General features: G+C 70.3%; 19 protein-coding genes. 7 read left to right on the forward strand and 12 right to left on the reverse strand.

What is annotated here, in order from left to right:
• The first annotated feature begins 59 nt into the window (after positions 1 to 59).
• The 3 genes from AB0G11_RS32605 to AB0G11_RS32615 are packed head-to-tail and all read left to right on the forward strand — an operon-like array spanning position 60 to position 3,180.
• Positions 60 to 1,061, forward strand: coding sequence for an ABC transporter substrate-binding protein (locus AB0G11_RS32605; RefSeq protein WP_219512136.1), 1,002 nt, complete (start codon positions 60 to 62; stop codon positions 1,059 to 1,061).
• Positions 1,058 to 1,873: an ABC transporter permease gene (locus tag AB0G11_RS32610; protein ID WP_308126089.1), complete on the forward strand. Its 816-nt coding sequence runs from the start codon at positions 1,058 to 1,060 to the stop codon at positions 1,871 to 1,873. Before AB0G11_RS32605 ends, AB0G11_RS32610 begins: the two co-directional genes overlap by 4 nt.
• Positions 1,870 to 3,180 (forward strand): ABC transporter permease subunit, encoded by a 1,311-nt coding sequence (locus AB0G11_RS32615; RefSeq protein WP_357590476.1) that lies wholly within the window; start codon positions 1,870 to 1,872, stop codon positions 3,178 to 3,180. The genes AB0G11_RS32610 and AB0G11_RS32615 overlap by 4 nt, the downstream gene beginning before the upstream one ends.
• On the opposite strand, the gene AB0G11_RS32620 is transcribed toward AB0G11_RS32615, so the two are convergent.
• Entirely contained in the window at positions 3,107 to 3,634 is a 528-nt protein-coding gene (locus tag AB0G11_RS32620; protein ID WP_219518123.1) for a pyridoxamine 5'-phosphate oxidase family protein, read from the reverse strand. The genes AB0G11_RS32615 and AB0G11_RS32620 overlap by 74 nt on opposite strands.
• 138 nt (positions 3,635 to 3,772) lie before the next feature.
• Between AB0G11_RS32620 and AB0G11_RS32625 the strand changes: the two genes are divergently transcribed.
• Positions 3,773 to 4,546 carry an ABC transporter ATP-binding protein gene (locus AB0G11_RS32625; protein WP_219518122.1) on the forward strand — a complete coding sequence of 258 codons (774 nt, stop codon included), beginning with the start codon at positions 3,773 to 3,775 and terminating at the stop codon, positions 4,544 to 4,546.
• An 86-nt stretch (positions 4,547 to 4,632) separates the two neighbouring features.
• Here AB0G11_RS32625 and AB0G11_RS32630 read toward each other — a convergent pair whose 3' ends face one another.
• The 6 genes from AB0G11_RS32630 to AB0G11_RS32655 form a co-directional block, all read right to left on the reverse strand.
• A complete protein-coding gene (locus AB0G11_RS32630; RefSeq protein ID WP_219518121.1) occupies positions 4,633 to 5,211 on the reverse strand; it encodes an ATP/GTP-binding protein in 579 nt (192 codons plus the stop codon).
• A complete protein-coding gene (locus tag AB0G11_RS32635; protein WP_246646842.1) occupies positions 5,192 to 5,596 on the reverse strand; it encodes a DUF742 domain-containing protein in 405 nt (134 codons plus the stop codon). Before AB0G11_RS32635 ends, AB0G11_RS32630 begins: the two co-directional genes overlap by 20 nt.
• A gap of 20 nt (positions 5,597 to 5,616) precedes the next feature.
• A complete protein-coding gene (locus AB0G11_RS32640) occupies positions 5,617 to 6,030 on the reverse strand; it encodes a roadblock/LC7 domain-containing protein (protein ID WP_197093780.1) in 414 nt (137 codons plus the stop codon).
• A 5-nt stretch (positions 6,031 to 6,035) separates the two neighbouring features.
• Positions 6,036 to 9,359 (reverse strand): nitrate- and nitrite sensing domain-containing protein, encoded by a 3,324-nt coding sequence (locus AB0G11_RS32645; protein WP_357590478.1) that lies wholly within the window; start codon positions 9,357 to 9,359, stop codon positions 6,036 to 6,038.
• A gap of 178 nt (positions 9,360 to 9,537) precedes the next feature.
• Positions 9,538 to 10,941, reverse strand: coding sequence for an aminobutyraldehyde dehydrogenase (locus tag AB0G11_RS32650; RefSeq protein ID WP_357590510.1), 1,404 nt, complete (start codon positions 10,939 to 10,941; stop codon positions 9,538 to 9,540).
• A gap of 29 nt (positions 10,942 to 10,970) precedes the next feature.
• A complete protein-coding gene (locus AB0G11_RS32655) occupies positions 10,971 to 12,239 on the reverse strand; it encodes a glycosyltransferase (RefSeq protein WP_357590480.1) in 1,269 nt (422 codons plus the stop codon).
• Positions 12,240 to 12,369: 130 nt separating this feature from the next.
• On the opposite strand from AB0G11_RS32655, the gene AB0G11_RS32660 reads away from it, so the two are divergent.
• The gene (locus AB0G11_RS32660) at positions 12,370 to 12,975 is read left to right on the forward strand and encodes a TetR family transcriptional regulator (RefSeq protein WP_219518116.1); all 606 of its coding nucleotides are present in this window, start codon (positions 12,370 to 12,372) and stop codon (positions 12,973 to 12,975) included.
• Here AB0G11_RS32660 and AB0G11_RS32665 read toward each other — a convergent pair.
• From AB0G11_RS32665 to AB0G11_RS32680, 4 genes are read right to left on the reverse strand one after another with little or no spacing between them, the layout of a single operon-like run.
• Positions 12,969 to 14,009 (reverse strand): ABC transporter ATP-binding protein, encoded by a 1,041-nt coding sequence (locus tag AB0G11_RS32665; protein ID WP_219518114.1) that lies wholly within the window; start codon positions 14,007 to 14,009, stop codon positions 12,969 to 12,971. The genes AB0G11_RS32660 and AB0G11_RS32665 overlap by 7 nt on opposite strands.
• Positions 13,996 to 14,775: an ABC transporter permease gene (locus tag AB0G11_RS32670; protein ID WP_357590481.1), complete on the reverse strand. Its 780-nt coding sequence runs from the start codon at positions 14,773 to 14,775 to the stop codon at positions 13,996 to 13,998. The genes AB0G11_RS32665 and AB0G11_RS32670 overlap by 14 nt, the downstream gene beginning before the upstream one ends.
• On the reverse strand, positions 14,768 to 15,634 hold the full coding sequence (locus AB0G11_RS32675) for an ABC transporter permease (protein ID WP_357590483.1): 867 nt from the start codon (positions 15,632 to 15,634) through the stop codon (positions 14,768 to 14,770). Before AB0G11_RS32675 ends, AB0G11_RS32670 begins: the two co-directional genes overlap by 8 nt.
• Before the next feature lie 5 nt (positions 15,635 to 15,639).
• Positions 15,640 to 16,761, reverse strand: a complete 1,122-nt coding sequence (locus AB0G11_RS32680) for a spermidine/putrescine ABC transporter substrate-binding protein (protein WP_357590485.1) — start codon at positions 16,759 to 16,761, stop codon at positions 15,640 to 15,642.
• A 386-nt stretch (positions 16,762 to 17,147) separates the two neighbouring features.
• Here AB0G11_RS32680 and AB0G11_RS32685 point away from each other — a divergent pair, with 386 nt between their 5' ends.
• A complete protein-coding gene (locus tag AB0G11_RS32685; RefSeq protein ID WP_357590487.1) occupies positions 17,148 to 18,032 on the forward strand; it encodes a hypothetical protein in 885 nt (294 codons plus the stop codon).
• Positions 18,029 to 18,988 carry an SIS domain-containing protein gene (locus AB0G11_RS32690; RefSeq protein ID WP_357590489.1) on the forward strand — a complete coding sequence of 320 codons (960 nt, stop codon included), beginning with the start codon at positions 18,029 to 18,031 and terminating at the stop codon, positions 18,986 to 18,988. Before AB0G11_RS32685 ends, AB0G11_RS32690 begins: the two co-directional genes overlap by 4 nt.
• A 10-nt stretch (positions 18,989 to 18,998) precedes the next feature.
• Here the strand turns inward: AB0G11_RS32690 and AB0G11_RS32695 are convergent, their stop codons facing one another.
• The gene (locus AB0G11_RS32695; protein ID WP_219518104.1) at positions 18,999 to 19,361 is read right to left on the reverse strand and encodes a DUF742 domain-containing protein; all 363 of its coding nucleotides are present in this window, start codon (positions 19,359 to 19,361) and stop codon (positions 18,999 to 19,001) included.
• Positions 19,362 to 19,367 lie beyond the last annotated feature (6 nt).

The raw sequence follows: 19,367 nt of genomic DNA on the forward strand, positions 1-19,367 counted from the left end.
TAACAGCACCCCCCTACCCCTCCAGGCTCCACACCCCCCTCGTGAAAGGAGTCCCCGACATGAGGCTTGCCCGTTCCAGCAGAGTCGCCGTCATCGGGTTTGCCCTGGCGCTGGGAATCGCCGCCTGCACCGCCGAGCCGGAGTCCGCCGCTCCGAAGTCCTCCACCGCCGCCGACGCGGGCGGCCTGGAGAAGACGGAGCTCAAGGTCGCGGGCCTGCCGGCCATCGACACCGCGGCCATGTACGTGGCCATTGACCAGAAGCTCTTCGAGAAGGAAGGACTCAAGGTCACGCCGCAAATCGTGCAGGCGTCGCCCGAGGCCATTCCGATGTTGCTCAACGGCGAGATCGACGCCATGTTCGGCAATTACGTGTCGATGTTCCAGGCCCACGACCAAGGCGCGCTGAAGCTGCGCATCCTGGCCGAAGGCTCCCGCGCGGCCCCGGACTCCCTGAGCATCATGGCTTTGCCTGATTCGCCGATCAGGTCGCCGAAGGACCTCGAAGGCAAGACGATCAACGTGAACGTTCTGCACAATTTCCAGGAGCTCGCGCTCACGCAGGTCCTGAAGGCCAACAACATCGATCCGGCGAAGATCAAGTACGTTCAGGTGACGTTCCAGAACATCATGCCCGCCTGGCAGAAGGGCCAGCTCGACGCGGCCTATCTCGGCGAGCCGATGGTCACCGCCGCGACCTCGTCAATGGGCGCCAGAAAGATCCTGGATCCGGCCTCAGGACCCGCGGCCGAATTCCCCATTTCCGGCTATGTCAGTACTCAGGAATGGTACGACAAATATCCCAAGACAGCCGCGGCGTTCCAGCGCGCCCTCCACAACGCCGCCAAGCTCATGGAGAACAACCGTGAGGTGGTGGCCGACGTGCTGCCCAACTTCACCCAGATCGACAAGGCCACAGCCGCGACCGTGACGTTCCCCTTGTTCTCCAGCTCCGACAACCCGGTGCGGCTGCAGCGGGTCGCCGACTGGATGCACGAAGCCAAGTGGCTCACCAAGGAGATCGACGTCGCCTCGCTGATGTCCCCCACCACGTCAGGGTGAGCGCGCCCGCCCTCGTCCGCGACCGCCCGAACACGGCCACCGCACGGTGGACGCGCCGGGCGGCCGGGGCACTCGTCTTCGCCGCCCTGTTCGAAGCGCTCGGCCGGGCCGGGCTCGTCTCCGCCGCCTTCCTGCCGCCCGCCTCGGAGATCCTCCAGCGGGCCGGCGGGCTGCTCCTCGACCCCGCATTCCGCGCCCACGCCGCCACCAGCATGCTCGCCTGGGCGATCGGCCTCGGCATCGCCGCCCTCGTCGCCGTCCCGCTCGGCCTGCTGCTCGGCAGCGTCCCGGTGATCGACTCCGCCACCCGGGCCATCGTCGAGTTCATGCGGCCCATCCCGTCGGTGGCCCTCATCCCGCTGGTGGCCCTCGTCATCGGCACCGGCCTGCAGCTCCGCGTCACCCTGGTGATCTACGCGGCGCTGTGGCCCATCCTCTACAACACGATGTACGGCCTGCGCGGCGTCGACCCCGTCGCCAAGGAGACCCTCAGGTCGTACGGATTCGGCCCGCTGGCAGTGCTGTGGCGGGTCTCGCTGCCCTCGGCGGCGCCGTTCATCATGACGGGCTTCAGACTGGCCACCGGCGTCGCGCTCATCCTGACCGTGAGCACCGAGATCGTCGCCGGGCGGGGAGAGGGCGTCGGCGTGTTCATCTACTTCGCGGGCATCGCCGTACCGGCGCGCATGGACGACATCCTGGCGGGGGTCGTCTGGGTCGGGCTGTTCGGCGTCGTGGTCAACGCCCTCCTGGTGGCCGCCGAGCGCCGGCTCTTCCGCTGGCACCACGCCCGGAACGGAGGCCTCTCATGACCGCCCCACCGCCCCCGGCCCGCGGCCGCTTCCCCGACGCCGCCCACCCCACCCGCACCCCCGACTCCGCCCCACCCCTCCCCACCCCCACCCAGCCCCCCGGCCACCCCCACATCGCCCCGCCCGACGAGGGCCGGTCCCCCAACGCAGGCGGACGGCATGCCCCTGCCCGCCCTGGCGAGGGCCCCGAGCCCGCAAGCGGCGGGGGGAGGCGCGTCGCCGGTGACCCCACCGGCGAGGGCCGCCCCGGCGGGCGGCATGGCCGCACCCAGGCCGGGCAGCGCGAGGGCGACGGGCCCCCCGACGGCGGACGCGGCCGGCCCGACGGGGGCCAGGCCGACGTAGCGCGGGCCGGTGGGCGGCACGGCCGCACCCAGGCCGGTGCCGGGCAGCGGGAGACCGACGGAACCGCGAGCGGGCCGCCCGGTGGCGGACGCAACCGAGCCGGGGGCGATCTGATCGGCCAGGGGCGGTCTGAGGGGCGGCGGCGGGGTCGCCGGGGAATGGCGGGGCGGGTCTGGCGGGTGGTGGCTTCCCGGTGGTTGCTGCTCGTGGTGCTGGTGGCCGTGTGGGAGTGGGCCACGCGGACGGCCGGCAGCGCGTTCTTCCCGCCGCCGTCGACGATCGCGACGCGGATGCACGCCATGTGGTTCTCCGGCCCGCCCGACCGGTTGTTCCTGACCGAGCTGGCCGTGGAGAACGTGCTGCCGAGCCTGGGCCGGATGGCCGGTGGGCTGGCGGGCGGGGCGGCGGCCGGGGTGGCGCTCGGGCTGGCGCTGGGCCTGTCGGCGCGGGTGTACGACTATCTCGACGGCGTGCTGCAGTTCCTGCGGGCGATCCCGCCGCCGGCGTTGGTGACGGTGTTCCTGGTGGTGTTCGGGTTCGGGCTGAAGATGCAGCTCGCGTTCATCATGTTCAGCATCGTGTGGCCGGTGCTGCTCAACACGGCCGACGGGGCGCGTTCGGTGGAGCCGCTGCATCTGGACACGGGGCAGGCGTTCCGGCTGTCGCGGGCCGAGCGGGTCTTCCGGATCGTGCTGCCGTCGGCGCTGCCGAAGATCTTCGCCGGGCTGCGGCTGGCCCTGTCGCTGTCGCTGATCGTGACCGTGTTCGCGGAGCTGCTGCCGGGCACCACGAACGGCATCGGTTTCCAGCTCACCGTGGCCTACTCCTCGTTCAACCTGCCGGCGATGTGGGCGGGCATCGTGCTGCTCGGCGTTCTCGGCTATCTGCTCAACGAGTTGTTCCTGCTCGTGGAGCGGCGGGTGCTGGCCTGGCACCATCACGAGCGGCGGCTGGAGACCTGACGTGGCGGCTGTGGGGCGGGTCCATGGGCGGCGTGTCGATCCCCCAGGAGGAGATCCAGGTGGGCACGATCGCGAGCCAGACCGGCTCGAAGCGGTTGTCGAGCCGGTCGCCGCCGTCGGGGTGGACGCGGCCGATGCCGTGGACGGCGACGCCGCGCGGCCCGTCGGGGGTGAAGTCGTCGACGACGAGCGCGAGCTGGTCGTTCTCCTCGACGTGCTGCCGGTAGAGGCGGTGGCGGGGGCCGCCGGGCAGCCGCAGCGAGCCGACGCCGATCACCAGGGGCCGTTCGCCGTCCGGGGACCCGTTGCCGCCCGCGCGGTCGCCTCCGAGCTGGACGCCGAGGTGGATGCGGACGGGTACGACGTGGGGCGCCCCGGCGGCCGTGGCCGTCGCCAGCCTCGCCAGGTCGTGTTCGCGCAGGTAAGCGAGCTCCGCCTCGCTGAAGCCGTCCATCAGGTCCTTCACACTACAGACAGATGAGAGCAATAAACAGAAGAAATGGGGCAGAGCACCTCTTCCTTACCATGTGCAAGGAATGTCCCCTTCGATAGAGTCGCCGTGTTATCTCTGGACCCATCCCTAGGAAATCCCTTGCTCGAGATAGACAACCTCACCCACGTCTACGGTGGCGGCGGACCGAACGAGCACCACGCCATCGACGGGCTCAACCTCAGCGTGGCCGAGGGCGAGCTGCTGTGCATCGTCGGGCCGTCAGGATGCGGGAAGTCCACGCTGCTGCGGTCCATCGCCGGGCTCATCACCCCCACCGGCGGGCAGATCAAGGTCGACGGCGTGCTGGTGAAGCAGACGCCCGACAATCTGGCCGTGGTTTTCCAGGATTACAGCCGTTCGCTGTTTCCGTGGATGTCGGTGGCCGACAATGTGGCGCTGCCGTTGCGGCGCAAGGGCATGGACAAGAAGGCGCGCCGCGAGGCCGCGCAGGAGGCACTGGAGTCGGTCGGCCTGTCCGAGGCCGGGCGCAAATACCCGTTCCAGCTTTCGGGCGGCATGCAGCAGCGGGTGGCGATCGCCCGCGCGCTGGCGTACCGGCCGAAGCTGATGCTGATGGACGAGCCGTTCGGGTCGGTCGACGCGCAGACCCGCGAGGACCTTGAGGACCTCGTGCTGAAGGTGCGCAGCCACCACCAGATGACGATCGTGCTCATCACGCACGACATCGACGAGAGCGTCTACGTGGGCGACCGCGTGGTGGTGCTGTCCAAGGCGCCCGCGCACGTGGTGGGCGACCTCAAGGTCGAGCTGCCCGAGCCCCGCGACCAGATCTCCACGCGCGAGCACCACGACTTCGTGCACCTGCGCGCCGAGGTCGGCCGCCTGGTCCGCGGCCACTCCCTCACCCACTGAGAGGGTGTACTGACCCGAAAGGGCCCGATGACGCCGCGTGCCGCCGGACCTGAGGTCTGGCGGCACGGCGGGCGGGACTGCGACGGTCAGGCCGGGGCGTGCATGTGGCGGGCCAGCGCGTGCTCGACCAGCGTGATCAGCGTGGCCTTGACCGAGTCGCGGGAGCGGGCGTCCAGGCGGACGATGGGCGTGTGGCCGCCCAGCGAGAGCGCCTCACGCACCTCCTCCTCCGCGTGCGCGAACTGCCCGTCCCAGCCGTTGATCCCGATGATGAACGGCAGCTTCGCCTCTTCGAAGTAGTCGATGGCCGGGAAGCTGTCGGCCAGCCGGCGGGTGTCGACCAGCACGACGGCCCCGATGGCGCCGCGTACGAGGTCGTCCCACATGAACCAGAACCGGTGCTGTCCTGGCGTGCCGAACAGGTAGAGGATCAGCTCCCTGTCCAGCGACACCCGGCCGAAGTCCATGGCCACGGTCGTCGTCGTCTTGTTCGGCGTGAGCGAGACGTCGTCCACTCCGGCCGACGCGTCCGTCATCACCGCCTCCGTGGTGAGCGGCAGGATCTCGGACACCGCCTTCACGAACGTCGTCTTGCCCACGCCGAAGCCGCCGGCCACGACGATCTTCGTCGAGGTTAGGCCGGGGCTAGAGCCTGCGAAGTCCACTGAGCACCCTTTCGAGCAGGTTGAGGTCCGGCTTGCCCGCGTCCAGAGCAGGCTGGTGCACGCGGATCAGGCCTTCCGACGCCATGTCGGCGATCAGCACCCGGACCACCCCGAGAGGCTGCCGTAAAAGGGCGGAGATCTCAGCAACCGACCGAACGTTCCGCGTCAGTTGGATGATCGCCTGATATTCCGGACTTAGTAGGGAAATGTCTTGGTATTCGGACGTCACGGAGGACACCAGCGCCTCCATGGCGAACTTCATCCGCGGGGCCGTACGCCCCCCGGTCACGGCGTAAGGCCGTACCAGGGAACTTGATTTCGGCGCACGAGGAGCCGACGGATGCGGCGGAGTGCTATCACCAGCCCAACCCTGACCTGACACCATGATCTCCTGTCACCGCCCGTCTAGCGGGGGCGGGCCGCCTGCAGTTCTGCGCGTACGGCCGGCGTGAGCACCTGCCCGGCACGCTCGACCAGCAGCGTCATCTGGTAGGCCACCAGGCCCATGTCACAGTCGGGCGCGGCCAGCACGGCCAGGCACGAGCCGTCGCTGATCGACATGATCATCAACAGCCCGCGCTGCATCTCGATGACGGTCTGGGTCACCATCCCGCCCTCGAACACGCGCGCCGCGCCCTGGGTCAAGCTGATCACGCCCGAGGCCACCGCGGCGAGCTGGTCGGCCCGGTCCTTGGGGAACCCCTCGGAGAAGGCCAGCGGAAGGCCGTCGGACGACACCACCACGGTGTGCGCGACACCGGGCACGTTGTTGACGAAATCAGTGATCAGCCAGTTGATGCCACGCGCTCCCTGGCTCAGCTCTCTCATTTCTCCTCCTCATTCTCTTCTCCGCGAGTGAACGCGCGGCCTTGCCGTACACCTTGCTGGAAGCTGGACAGCCGGCTCCGCAGGCGCTCAGGAGAGATCTGCGGCGCCGGTGAGGTGACCGGCGGTTCCGCGAGGCTGGCCGTGCCCGGCACCAGGTTGGCCTTGGGCACGCGGCGCGGCAGGCCGGATGCGGTGGTGCCGGCCTGGGCGGGCTTGGCCGCCGCCTCGGCGGCCTGCCAGCCGCTGTCAGCGGGAGAGGACCATGAGGCGCCGGCGCCCGACTGGCCCGGCCGGCGCTGCGGCAGCGCCGACTTTCCAGCGGACGCTGACGGCGCCGACGGCGCGGCGGGCTCGGCGGCCAGGGGCGCGGGCGCCGGGGACTCCGGCTCGGCCGCCTCGGCGGGCGCGGCCGGCTCCGAGGGGTCGGGCCGGCGGAACCAGTCGGAGCCCACCGAGGAGAAGATCGGCAGGAACTCCTCGCTCTGCTCCTCCATGGGCGAGCTGCGCACCACGGGAAGCGGGCCGGTCAGGTCCTGGGAGGAGTAGTCGCCGGGACCGAACGGGTTGTAGCCGGCGTCGCCGGGCTTGGGGCCCTCGGCGAACGACGGCCAGGGCCGGTCGTCGTCCCCGAACGCGGACCTGCCGGGCTCGGCCCCGAAGGCGGCGTCGCGGCGCGGCAGCTCCTCGCGGCGCGGCAGGTCCTCGCCGAACGAGTCGCGGCGGGGCAGCTCGTCGCCGAGGGGGTCGCGGCGCGGGAGCGGGTCGGCGAAGGACGTCCAGCGGCTCTCGTCCTGCTGGGGGTCCTGCTTCATCGCGGGAGGCTCGGTCGCGAACGACGGCCAGCGCGGCTCGTCCTGCTGGAGGGGCGGCGGCTCCTCGGCGAAGGACGGCCAGCGCGGCTCCTCCTTCGCCGCCGGCGGCTCCTCGGCGAACGAGGACCAGCGCGGCTCCTCCTTCATCGGGGGCGGCTCGGTCGCGAACGACGGCCAGCGCGGCTCCTCCTGCTGCTGCGCGGGCACCTGCGGAGCCTGCGCCGGGGCCGGCGGGGGCTGCTCGGCGAAGGACGGCCAGGGCTGGTCCTGCCGGGTCTCCTGCGCGGGCGGCTCGCCGAACGACGGCCACGCCTCGCCGCCGCCCGGCGCGGGCAGCGATCCGGGCCACTCGGTGTCCACCGGCACGTCGCGCGTGCCGCGCACGTCGGTGGTCTCGAAGCCGGCCGGCGCGGCGTAGACGCCGGTGCCGTTGCTCGCCGCGACCGGCTGGCCGGCGTCGAACTGGCCCGACTCGAGCATGCCGGGGTCGAAGCTGGTGAACGCGTCGTACTGGGAGCGCGGCTGCGGGCCGCCGGCGGGCTGGGAGCCGACGAGCAGCATGTCGGGCAGCAGCACCAGGGCGGTCAGGCCGTTGCGCTCGCGCATCTTGAGCTGGACGCGGATACCGTGGCGCAGGGCCAGGCGGCCGACCACGAACAGGCCCATGCGGCGCGAGACGGCGACGTCCACGACCGGCGGGTTGGCCAGGCGCCAGTTGGCCTCGGCCAGCTCCTCGGGGCTCATGCCGATGCCCAGGTCGTTGATCGTCACGAGCACGCCGCCCTCGGTGGGGTTGCTGGTGACCTGGACCTTGCTCTCGCGGGGGGAGAACGAGATGGCGTTCTCGATCAGCTCGGCCAGCAGGTGGACGGCGTCGGTGACGGCCGGGCCGGCGACCTGGGTGCTGGACGGGATCTGGATCTGGACCCGCTCGTAGCCCTCGACCTCCGACAGCGAGGCGCGGGCGACGTCGACGAGCGGGACCGGCTCGCTCCACTTGCGCGCGGCCTCCTGGCCGGCCAGAACCAGCAGGTTCTCGCTGTTGCGGCGCATGCGGGTGGCCAGGTGGTCCAGGCGGAACAGGTTGGCGAGCCGGTTCTCGTCCTCCTCGCCCTGCTCCAGGCCCTCGATGAGCTGGAGCTGCCGTTCGACCAGCGTCTGGCTGCGGCGCGAGAGGTTGACGAACATGGCGTTGACGTTGGCGCGCAGCTTGGCCTCGTCGCCGGCCAGCCGGATCGCCTCGCGGTGGACCTCGTCGAAGGCCCGGGCCACTTCCCCGATCTCGTCTCGGGTGTTGACGCCGACCGACGGCACGTCGGGCACCTCGGCGCTGTCGCCGGACTCGCGCAGCACGCGGACCGTCTCCGGCAGCCGCGTGGTGGCGACCTGGAGGGCCTCGGCGCGCAGCCGGCGCAGCGGGCGCACGAGCGAACCGGCCACCCGGGTGGTGATCACCAGGACGAGGAGGAGCAGGACCAGGATGGTCGCGCCGGAGATGATGGCGTTGCGCTGCTCGCTGTCGCTGAGCTCACGGGTCTGGGTCACGACGCGGGTCGCCAGGCCGTCCTCGACCTTGCGCATGGCGTTGGTGGTCAGCAGCGTGCTGTTGTACCAGACGTTGATGTCCTGGCGGGTGGTGTTGTCCAGGTCCCGGATCGTGTCGTACTCGCGCAGCTGGGCCAGGGCGCGCTGGCGCATGGCGTCGGCGCGGTCGATCTGCTGGCCGCGCACGTTCTGCCGGTAGGCGCGCAGGTCCTGCTCGCCGGCTTCCTGCTCGAACCGGGCCAGCTCGTCCTGCTGGCGGTTCCAGGAGCCGAGGAAGTCGGAGAGGTCGTCGTTGTCGAGGCTGCGCTGCTCCAGGGCCACGATGAGGATGCCCTGCTGGCGGGAGACCTCTTCCTTGACGCGCTGGATGGCGGCCAGGGCGGCGACGTCACCCTGGAGGGCGTCGTCGGTGACGCCCTCGCTCAGGTCGTCCTGGAGCGCGCCCAGGACCTCGATGAGCGTCGACAGCGTGCTGATCGTGGCGCGCGGCGGGGTGCTCTCGCCGACCATGGACTTGCGCAGACCGTCGAGGCCGTTGAGCCAGCGGCGGATCTCCTCGACCTGGCTGCGGACACGCGCGGAGTGGGAGGCGTCGATCGCGGCGGAGGCGTCGAGGACCTTCTTCAGCGCGGAATCGACCGTTCCACGCTGGGTGCGGAGCTGGGCCAGGCGGCCGGCACGGCGGCCGTCGGACAGGTACCACGCGGTGAGCGTGCGCTCCTTGCCCAGCTCGTGGGAGAGCGCCCCGACCCGCTGCACGAGCTCGGCCACCTGGGTGAGGCGGCGGTACTCGGCGCTGGTGCCGATGGCGCTGGCCAGCTGAAGGCCGGCGAGCAGCACGCCGACGACCGTGGGGATGAGGATCAGGGCGACCAGCCGCGAGCGCACGCGCCAGTTGGCCAGCCGGAACCGTCCGCCTGTGTACTCCCCCGGCCTCGTGTGCTTGGGGTTTTCCGTCCTCACTGACTCTCGCAACCTCTCGCCGTAACGTGCTCGAAGAAAATCAGACACGCGTGTGGCGCATGGGATTCTGCCGGGCTGGGTAATTGGAACACAACCCGTACCAGATCGGCCAACCGAACATATCCCATCAAAGTCCCCCAGGTGTGCCGTTTGGGGGACTTATCGCCGTCCACGTTTTTCAGGCCGGACGGAACGAGTCCCGCTCGACCGGGGCCGCGTGCTTGATCATTAGGTGACGGGTCACCGCGTACTCCTGGACCGCTTCCTGGCTCATGTCCTTGCCGAAGCCGCTGCCCTTGACGCCGCCGTGAGGCGCCTCGCTGGCGATCGGGAGATGATCATTCACCCAGGTCACACCCACGTCCAGGCGGTGCGACACCCGCATCGCGCGGGCCACGTCACGCGACCAGACCGACGAGGCGAGACCGTAGGGCGTGTCGTTGGCCAGCCGGACCGCCTCGTCCTCGCCGTCGAACGGCAGCACCACGAGGACCGGGCCGAACAGTTCCCCCTGGACGATCTCGCTCTCCTGTGCGACATCGGTCACAAGCGTGGGCGGATAGTAGAAGCCGGGGCCCTCGATCGGGGCGCCTCCGTGCAGCACCCGGCCGCCCGATCGGGAGACGAAGCCGTGCACCCGGTCGCGGTGCGCGGCGGAGATGAGCGGGCCGATGTCGGTGGCCGGGTCCCAGGGGTCACCCACCGAGATTTCGGCAAGAGTTGCCCGAAACGCCTCCACGGCATCACCGTAGACCTCGCGGGCGACGTACACGCGCGTAGCCGCCGTACAGTCCTGACCGGTGTTGTAGGTGGCGCCCATCGACACGCCGCGCGCCGCCTCGGCCAGGTCGGCGTCCTCGAAGACGAGCGCGGGCGCCTTGCCGCCGAGCTCCAGGTGCACCCGCTTGAGCGTGCGGGCCGCGCCGGTCATGACGGCCCGGCCGGTCTCGGTCGAGCCGGTCACGCTCACCATGTCCACGCCCGGGTCGGTGACCAGGGCCTGGCCGACGTCCGCGCCGCCGGTGACGACCTGGACGAGCCCGTCGGGCGCGCCCGCCTTCGCGAACAGCTCGGCCAGCCGCAGCGTCGTGCGCGGCGTCTGCGGGGCCGGCTTGATCACCACCGCGTTGCCCGCCGCGACGGCCGGGCCGACCTTCCACACGGCCATGATGAACGGGAAGTTCCACGGCGCGATCGACCCGACCACCCCGACGGGGCGGCGCAGCAGGACCGAGGTGTAACCGGCGCTGAACACCCCGGCGCCGGTCCCGTCGAGCGAGCGGGCGGCCCCGGCGAAGAAGCGCAGGTTGTCGGCCGCGAACGGCAGCTCGCCGTCCCTGAACACGGCCGCCGGCTTGCCCGTCTCCTCGACCTCCAGCCGCGTCAGCTCCTCGGCGTCGGCCTCCACCAGATCCGCGAGCCGCAGCAGCAGCCGCGAGCGCTCGGCGGGCGTCGTCTGCGCCCACTCGGCGTAGGCGTCCCTGGCCCGCCGGACGGCGGCGGCCACGGCCTCCACGGAGCTGTCGGGGACCTCGGCGCACACGAGACCGGTGGCCGGGTTGATCAATTCACGCATGGATATCTTTCCCTGCTCGGTACGGGGGGCCGTACCTACTTCTGGCCGAGCTGCTCGATGAGGTCGGCGGCCTTGCGCAGACCGTCACGCTCGCGGACCTCCGCACCGGCGGCGGCGAGCCTCGCGCGGAGGTCGTCGTCACCGAGCAGGCGCTCCAGCGCGCCCTTCAGCTCCTCGTCCGTGAACGTGTAGGTCGAAAGCCTGACACCATAGCCCAACTCGGCCACCCGCTGCGCGTTGTCGTACTGGTCCCAGAAGAGCGGGAGCAGGATCATCGGCTTGCCGAAGTGGATCGCCTCGGTGGTGGTGTTGTTGCCGCCGTGGGTGATGACCAGGTCACACAGCGGGATGACCTTCGTCTGCGGGACGAACTCGGCGCCCCACATGTTGTCGGCCAGCTTGATCTCCTCGTGCAGCGAGCCCTTGGAGACGATGTACTGGTGCGGCGTCGTGGCGAGCACGTCGATGACCCGCTGCATGAGCTCCACGTCGGCCGAGCCGAGCGAGCCGAGCGAGAAGTAGACCAGCGAGCCCTCGTTGCGCGCGAACGGCAGCTCGAACTCCTCCTCGGTCTCGCGGACCGACGAGTCGAGGCGGTGCCAGGTGTCGCCCAGCGGCCGGTCGGCCACGTAGTCGAGGATCTCCGGATAGACGTACAGGTTCAGGTCGCCCTCGTGGATGAAGTCGAGGTCGGGCAGCGGCTCGGTGCCCTGCTCGACGCACCACTCGTTGAACGCGGTCCACAGCTCGCGGTGGGTGCGGTCGTACTCGGCGCGGAAGTCGTCCCACTCGGAGCGGTCGGCGGCGGGCAGGCCGGAGAAGACCGGCGCGACGTTCTCGCCGCGCATCTCCAGCGGGTTGCAGGAGACGATGCGGACGAACTTCTTGCCGGCCGTGAGCAGCGCCGGGAACGTGATCACGTTGTCCTCGACGATGACGTCCGGCTGGACCCGCTCGATGATGCGCTTGAGCTGCGGCTCGCAGTACTTGGCGCCCTCGATGAGCTCTTCCCAGATGGGCTTGGTGACGGTCTCGAGCTGCTCGCGGGTGCTCTTGCGGTACTCGGGGGCGGTGTCGCGGATGAAGTCCTTCCAGAACTGGCCCGCGTCCTGCTCCTCCTCAGCCGGCGGGGCCAGGTCGACGAGGTCCTCCTCGAAGCCCAGCGCCTCCAGCTTGCCCTTCCACGACGACTCGGCGGCGAAGACGACACGGTGGCCACGACGGCGCAGAATGTCGCCGATGCCGATGCTGTTGTTGGTCGGCCCGTAGGCGCTTTCCGGCATGAACAGAATGGTGAGAGACATGGGCACACTCCGGGGGGATCTAGCCATTTGAAGAGGAATTCAAATACGCATCTAGCGCGTTGGTCAACTTCAGGGCACTATTGTCACGGATTACTGAACGACAGACGAACATGAGGGCAAGGTGGTGAAGATGGCCCAGCGCAAGAGCCGTACTGACCGGCGCATCGACCTGATCGAGGCGGCGCGGCGGGCCATCATCCGCTTCGGCATCGACGGGGTGCAGCTCTCGCACGTCGCCGAGGAGGCCGGGCTGACCTCCGGGGCGGTGCTCTACCACTACCCCGACCTGAGCGAACTGCTCGTCGAGGCGCAGCACGCGGGCATGGAACGCTTCTACGAGCAGCGGCTGCGGCAGATCGCCGCGCTCACCGACCCGGTCGCCAAGCTGGTGCTGACGATCCGCTCCGGGCTGCCCACCGGGCCGCTGGACCCGGACGTGCGGCTCCTCAACGAGCTGGGCGGGGCCGCCGGGCGCAACCGCGTCTACGGGGTGCTGCTCACGTCGCTGTACGACCGCCAGGTGTCGATGTACCAGTCGATCCTGGACACCGGGCAGGCGCTGGGCGTGTTCAGGCTGACGGCCGACGCGCTGTCGATCTCGCGCAACCTGGTGGCGCTGGAGGACGCCTACGGCTATCGCATCACGGCCCGGCACCCGATCATCGGCCCCGAGGAGGCGGCCGAGCTGATCCTGTCCTACGCGCGCACGGTGACGGGCAACGACCTGCTTCATTGATCCACCGGGATGATCACCGCGTCGCCGGCCGTCCAGTTGAGCGAGACCTCCTCGCCCGGCTGGACCGTGCCGGCGCCCTGCACGGCGACCAGCACCGGCTTGACCCGCCCCGGCACGTCGACCGAGATGTGCGAGACACCGCCGTAGAAGCTAACGTCCAGCACGGCGCCCCTGAGGCCACCGCTCTCCTCCAGCCTGATCTTCTCCGGCCGGACGCCGAGCAGCGCCTTGGCGCCGGTCTCCAGCTCGCCCAGCGGCGTGCCCGGCAGGTCGCCGAACTCCCCCGCCGCCAGCGTCTCAGGACCGCCCACGGTGCCCTCGAACAGGTTGTTGGCCCCCACGAAGTCGGCCACGAACCTGGTGCGCGGCCGCTCGTACAGGGCGACGGGCGCGTCCACCTGGCGCACGCTGCCGCTCTCGAAGACCGCGATGCGGTCGGCGAGCGACATGGCCTCCTCCTGGTCGTGCGTGACGACCACGAACGTGATGCCGACCTCGTTCTGCAGCCGCTTGAGCTCCAGCTGCATGTCGGCGCGGACCTTCTTGTCCAGGGCCGACAGCGGCTCGTCCAGCAGCAGCAGCCGGGGCCGCTTGACGATGGAGCGTGCCAGCGCCACGCGCTGCCGCTGGCCGCCGGAGAGCTGCTGCGGCTTGCGCCCGGCGTGCGCCGACAGGCCCACCGTCTCCAGCACCTCGCCGACCCGCTTCTTGATCTCGTCGCGGGGCAGCTTCTCCCGCTCCAGGCCGTACGCGACGTTCTTGGCCACGGTCATGTGCGGGAACAGCGCGTAGGACTGGAACATGAGGCTGATCGGACGCCGGTTGGGCTGCTTGGCCAGCAGGTCCTCGCCGTCGAGCGTCACGGTGCCGCTGTCGGGCGTCTCGAAGCCGGCGATGATGCGCAGCAGCGTCGTCTTGCCGCAGCCCGACGGGCCGAGCAGGGCGAAGAACTCGCCCTGCCCGATCTCCAGCGACACCCCGTCGAGCGCGGTGACGTCACCGAACCTGCGGGTGACCCCGTCAATCTTGAGCACGCGACTCCCCGATCTTGGTCAGGCGCTGCCCCGCGATCACCGCGGTGAAGCTCACCAGGAGCAGGATCGCGGCCAGCGCATTGATCTCCGGGGTCACCCCGAAACGGATCATTGAATAGATGACGATCGGCAGCGTCTGCTCCATGTTGCCGATCGTGAAGAACGCGATGACGAACTCGTCCAGCGACAGCGTGAACGCCAGCAGCGCGCCCGCCACGATGCCCGGGGCGAGCTGCGGCAGCGTCACCTTCACGAACGTGGTGACCGGCCCGGCGCCGAGGTCGCGCGAGGCCTCCTCCAGCGAGGTGTCGGTGCCGCTGAGCCGGGTGCGCACCACGGCGGCGACGAACGCCATCGCGAACAGGCCGTGCGCGAGCACCACCGAGTAGCGCCCGAGCGTGAGCTGGATCATGCCGAAGAACAGCAGCAGCCCGATCGCGATCACCAGGTCGGGCAGCACCGCCGGCATCAGCGAGAGCGCCTCCAGCGTCTTCGACCTGGAGTAGCGGGCCAGGCCGACGGCCAGCAGGGTGCCCAGCACGGTCGCGATCAGCGTCGCGCCGGTCGCCACGATCAGCGTGTTGGCCAGGCCCTTCAGCACCCGTTCGTCCTGCGCGAGCTCGCCGTACCACTTGAGGCTGAACCCCTCGTAGGTGTAGGCGGACTCGCCCGAGTTGAACGACATGACGACGAGCACGACGATCGGCGCGTACAGGAAGACGTACGTGAGCCAGAACGGGACGTGGAGCAGGCGGGAGCTACGCACGGCGCGCCACCCAGGCCTGCACGACGAGCAGCACCAGCAGCGCCGCGATGAGCGCCAGCGCGAGCGTCGAGCCGAACGGCCAGTCGCGCGCCGACAGGAACTCCTTGCGGATCAGGTTGCCCACCATCGCCGACTTGCCGCCGCCCAGCATCTCGGGGATCACGAAGTTGCCCAGGCTCGGCACGAACACGAACAGGCTGCCGGTCATCACGCCGGGGAGCGTCAGCGGCAGCGTCACCTTCCGGAACGTGGTGAACCCGGACGCGCCCAGGTTGGCCGACGCCTCCCGGAGCTGCGGGTCGAGCTTCTCGATCGTCGCGTACAGCGGCAGCACCATCAGCGGCAGGTAGGAGTAGACCAGCCCGGTGACGATGGCGCCCTGGTTGTAGAGCAGCTCGTACGGGCCCAGCCCGATGGCCTCCAGCCCGCTGTTGATCAGGCCTTCGCCGTTGAGCAGGATGATCCAGGCGTAGACGCGGATGATGAAGTTCGTCCAGAACGGCAGGACGATCATCACCAGCGCCACCGTCTTCCACCTGCCCGGCAGCCGCGTGATCAGGTAGGCGGTCGGGTAGCCGACCAGCAACGCGATCAGCGTGGCCAGCCCGGCCAGCTTCAGCGACTCGACGACCACGCTCAGGTAGAGCGGGTCGAACAGCCGGGAGAAGTTCTCGGTGGTGAACTCGTAGACGACGCCGCCGAAGCGGCCACGCTGGAAGACCGTGTAGCTGAGCACCATCGCGAGCGGCACCAGCAGCAGCACGATCAGGTAGGTCAGCCCCGGCGAGAGGAAAACGAACGCGCCCAGCCGGCGGCCCCGCGAGGGGGACACCGGCCGGGCCTCAGTATCAGCCTTCACCGCAACTAGCTGGCCGTGATCTCAGAGGACAGGCGCGTGAACTTGGTCGACGCCTGGCCGAGGTCGATGATCGACTCGCCGTTGAGCAGCTCGGCGGGCTTGATGCCCAGCAGCGAGCCCGGCGCGATCTTCACCTTCTCCATGGCGGCCTTGTTGGGCACCTTGTAGTTGATGTTCTCGGCGGCCCAGCGGTGCACCTCGGGGTTGAGGATGTAGTTGATGAAGGCGTGCGCGGCCTCCTTGTTCTTGGAGGACTTCATGATCACCATGGTGTCCACCCAGAGGTCGCTGCCCTCCTTCGGCACCTCGAACTCGATGTTCTGCTTCTCGTGCGTGGTCGGGCACCAGCCGTCCCACGCCTCGACCATGAGGGCCTCGCCGCTGATCAGCTTGTCGCCGAACGTCGTGTCGTCGAAGGCGAGCAGGTGCGGCTTGGCCGCGAGCAGCACCTCCTTGACCTTGGCGATCTCCTCGTCCTTGTCGGTGTTGACCGAGAAGCCGAGCGACTTGAGCGCGGGCAGGGCCAGCCAGCGCTCGGTGGTCATGAGCGTGACCTTCTTGTCGGCCCAGGCCGGCGGCTTCAGTAGATCGTTCCAGCTCGTCGGCTTCTTCTTCACCAGGTCGCTGCGGTAGCAGATGCCGGTGGTGCCCCAGGTGTAGGGGACGGAGTACTTGTTGCCCTTGTCGTAGGAGAGCTGGGTCGCCTCGGGGTAGAGGTTGGCCAGGTTCGGGATCAACTCGGGGTGGATCGGCTCCAGCAGGCCCTGCTCGTTGAGCGCCTGGGCGTACTGGCCCGACACGAACGCCACGTCGATCCCGTGGTCGCCGCCGGCGGTGAGCTTCGTCATCGCCACTTCGTTGGTCTCGTGCAGGGTGACCGTGAGCTCCTTGATCTTGAGCTCTTTCTTCACCATGGCCTGAAGCTCTTCAGGGGTGTAGCCGTCCCACACGGTCACGGCCAGCGACTGCTTGGTGAGGTCGGCGTTGGGGTTGAGCGCGGCGGCCGTCGCCTGGGTCGCCGTCTCTGCACTGTTGGTCGACTCACCGCCGCACGCCGCTGCGGCGAGCGCGAGGCCGGCCACCGCGACGGCGGCCGGAAGACGACGGGTGAACCGGGTACGGGACAAGGCCGCTACTCCTTATGAAATGGCGATGTACGAGGGGTCTCGCGACCAACTGGACACGGCAGACCAGAGCAGGAGTGTTGCAGCAGAAATCAACATGAGCAAGACTTTGGCGGACATTGCTACCTGGAAGTTTGGTCCAACTGTTGAATTCGGATTCAATATGGAGCCGGTTGATCTCTCTCGGTGAGAACCCGCTCACCGCGCGGGATCGCGGCCTCACGGCGGCTCTCCTGGCGTCGCTGGACGGCCCCGTGCCGCCGCCCTTCGCCGTCCGCCGGTATCTGCCGCTGCCCACTTTCTCGCACAGCCCAGAGGATCTCCACACTGGGGTCCCAGCCGAACGCGACTTCGGACCACACGTAGACCAGACAAACTACTCGGTGATCGTGGGTGAGCAGGTCGTCGTCAAATGGCTCACCCCGCCCGTGCCCCTGCCCCACCCCACTCCCGAAGTGTTCGCCCACCTCGTTGAGGCGGGCTTCAAACAGACCGCGCCCCCGTACGCCGCCCTCACCCGGGCCGACGGCGACCGGGAGCTCCTGCTCGCCCTCGTGACCGGCTACCTGCCGGAAGCCACCGACGGGTGGGAATGGTGCGCCGACGAGGCCGCCGCCGGGCGCACCGGGTTCGCCCCCGCGCTCGGCGAACTCGCCGCCGGGCTCCACCTCGCCCTGGCGACCCTGCCCGGCGCCCCGCCCAGCGGCGCCGACCTGTCCGGCCGGGCCGGCACGGCGCTCCGCGACGCGCTCGGCCTCACCACCGGCGACGACGGCGACTGGCTCGCCCGCCACGCACACCGCCTGCGCGCCGAGCTCGCCCCGCTGGACAGCCCCGTCACCGGCCCGCTGATCCGCGTCCACGGCGACCTCCACGTCGGCCAGATCCTCCGGTGGCGCGACGGCTACGCCGTCATCGACTTCGACGGCAACCCCACGCTCACCGGCGCCGACCCGTACCAGCCCGCCGCCCGCGACGTCGCCCAGCTCACCACCAGCCTCCAGCACGTCGCCCAGGTCGCGATCAAGCGCCGCGGCACCGCGCCCGCCGACGCCGCCCGCTGGGCCGCCGGCGCCCGCGCCGCCATGCTCGACGCCTACCGCGCCCACCTGGCCCGCCACGACCGCGCCGGCCTGCTGGACGAGACCCTGATCCGCCCGTTCGAGATCGAGCAGGAGTGCCGCGAGCTCATCTACGCGGCCCGCCACCTGCCCCGATGGCGCTACGCCCCCATGGGCGTGCTGCGCACCTGGTACCACGAGGAGACCCCATGAACCCCGAGCTCTACCTGGCCGACCTGGAGGCCAAACCCGCCGCGCTCACCGCGCTCGCCGACTCGCTCGACGCCGCCGACCCGTTCGCGGCGCTGCCCGGCGGCATCGAGCGGGTGCTGTTCCTCGGCATGGGCAGCTCCCGCTACGCCGCCGACGTCGCCGCCCTGCGCCTGCGCGCCGCCGGCGTCTCCGCCCACGCCGAGTACGCCTCCGCCGCCGCCTCCTACCCGCCCGACCCCCGCACGCTCGTCGTGCCCATCTCCGCCACCGGCGGCAGCCGCGAGACCCTCGACGCGCTCGCCCGCTACACCGGCGGCGCCTCCCCCGTCGCCGCCCTCACCAACACCCCCGGCTCCGCGCTCACCGCCGGCGCCGACCTGGTCGTCCCGCTGCTCGCCGGCCCCGAGGAAGGCGGCGTCGCCTGCCGCACCTTCCAGCACACGCTGGCACTCCTCCTCGCGCTCGAATCCCGCCTCACCGGCTCCGGCCGCGACGTCGCCGCCCTCGTACGCCGCGCCGCCGAGGCCACCACCGACCTGCTCGACCGCCGCGACGACTGGCTGCCCCTGACGCTAGAACTCCTCGACGGCCCCCACGGCGTCTACGCCCTGGCCCCCGCCGAACGGCTGTCGTCGGCCCAGCAGTCGGCGCTCATGGTCCGCGAAGGCCCGCGCCGCGCCGCCGACGCCTGCGAGACCGGCGACTGGGCGCACGTGGACGTCTACCTGACCAAGACCCTCGACTACCGGGCGCTGCTCTACCCCGGCTCCCGCTACGACGAGCAGGCGATGGACTGGGTCCGGCAGCGCGGCTCCACCGTGATCTCCGTCGGCGCCGACGTCAAGGACACCGCCGCCGTCATCCGCTACGCCCACGACACCGACCCCGACGTCGCGCTCCTCACCGAGACGCTGGTCGCCGAGCTCGTCGCCGCCTACTGGTGGGCCGCCCAGTAGCCCGCCGAGGTCACAGCCGGCGGAGCCCGCCCAGCACCCGCTCGAGCAGGCTCCGCTCAGGCAACCCGGCGTCGAGCCGCGGCTGGTGGACCCGTACCAGCCCCTCCGCCTCCATGTCCGCCACCAGCACGCGCGCCACCCCCAGCGGCACCGCCAGCAGCGCCGAGATCTCCGCCACCGAACGCACCTGACGGCACAGCTCGCTGATCCGCCGGTACTCGCGCGTATAGGCCGGGCCCAGCCGCGCCGACGTCGCCGACGACACCAGCGCCTCCATCGCCAGCCCGCCACGCGGCGCCGTCCGGCCGCCCGTCACCGCGTACATCCGCACCAGCGAACTGCGCTCCGGCTCCCCGCCATGCCACGATGCCAACGTCCA

Origin of the sequence: Nonomuraea sp. NPDC023979 (genome assembly GCF_040639085.1) — a bacterium.
Lineage (GTDB): Bacteria > Actinomycetota > Actinomycetes > Streptosporangiales > Streptosporangiaceae > Nonomuraea > Nonomuraea ceibae.

Bases quoted from the DNA above. Each gene is read 5' to 3' on its own strand.
- AB0G11_RS32615 (WP_357590476.1), top strand. From the start codon at position 1,870: ATGACCGCCCCACCGCCCCCGGCCCGCGGCCGCTTCCCCGACGCCGCC.
- AB0G11_RS32635 (WP_246646842.1), bottom strand. From the start codon at position 5,596: ATGGTGTCAGGTCAGGGTTGGGCTGGTGATAGCACTCCGCCGCATCCG.
- AB0G11_RS32660 (WP_219518116.1), top strand. From the start codon at position 12,370: ATGGCCCAGCGCAAGAGCCGTACTGACCGGCGCATCGACCTGATCGAG.
- AB0G11_RS32605 (WP_219512136.1), top strand. From the start codon at position 60: ATGAGGCTTGCCCGTTCCAGCAGAGTCGCCGTCATCGGGTTTGCCCTG.
- AB0G11_RS32655 (WP_357590480.1), bottom strand. From the start codon at position 12,239: ATGTCTCTCACCATTCTGTTCATGCCGGAAAGCGCCTACGGGCCGACC.
- AB0G11_RS32690 (WP_357590489.1), top strand. From the start codon at position 18,029: ATGAACCCCGAGCTCTACCTGGCCGACCTGGAGGCCAAACCCGCCGCG.
- AB0G11_RS32620 (WP_219518123.1), bottom strand. From the start codon at position 3,634: ATGGACGGCTTCAGCGAGGCGGAGCTCGCTTACCTGCGCGAACACGAC.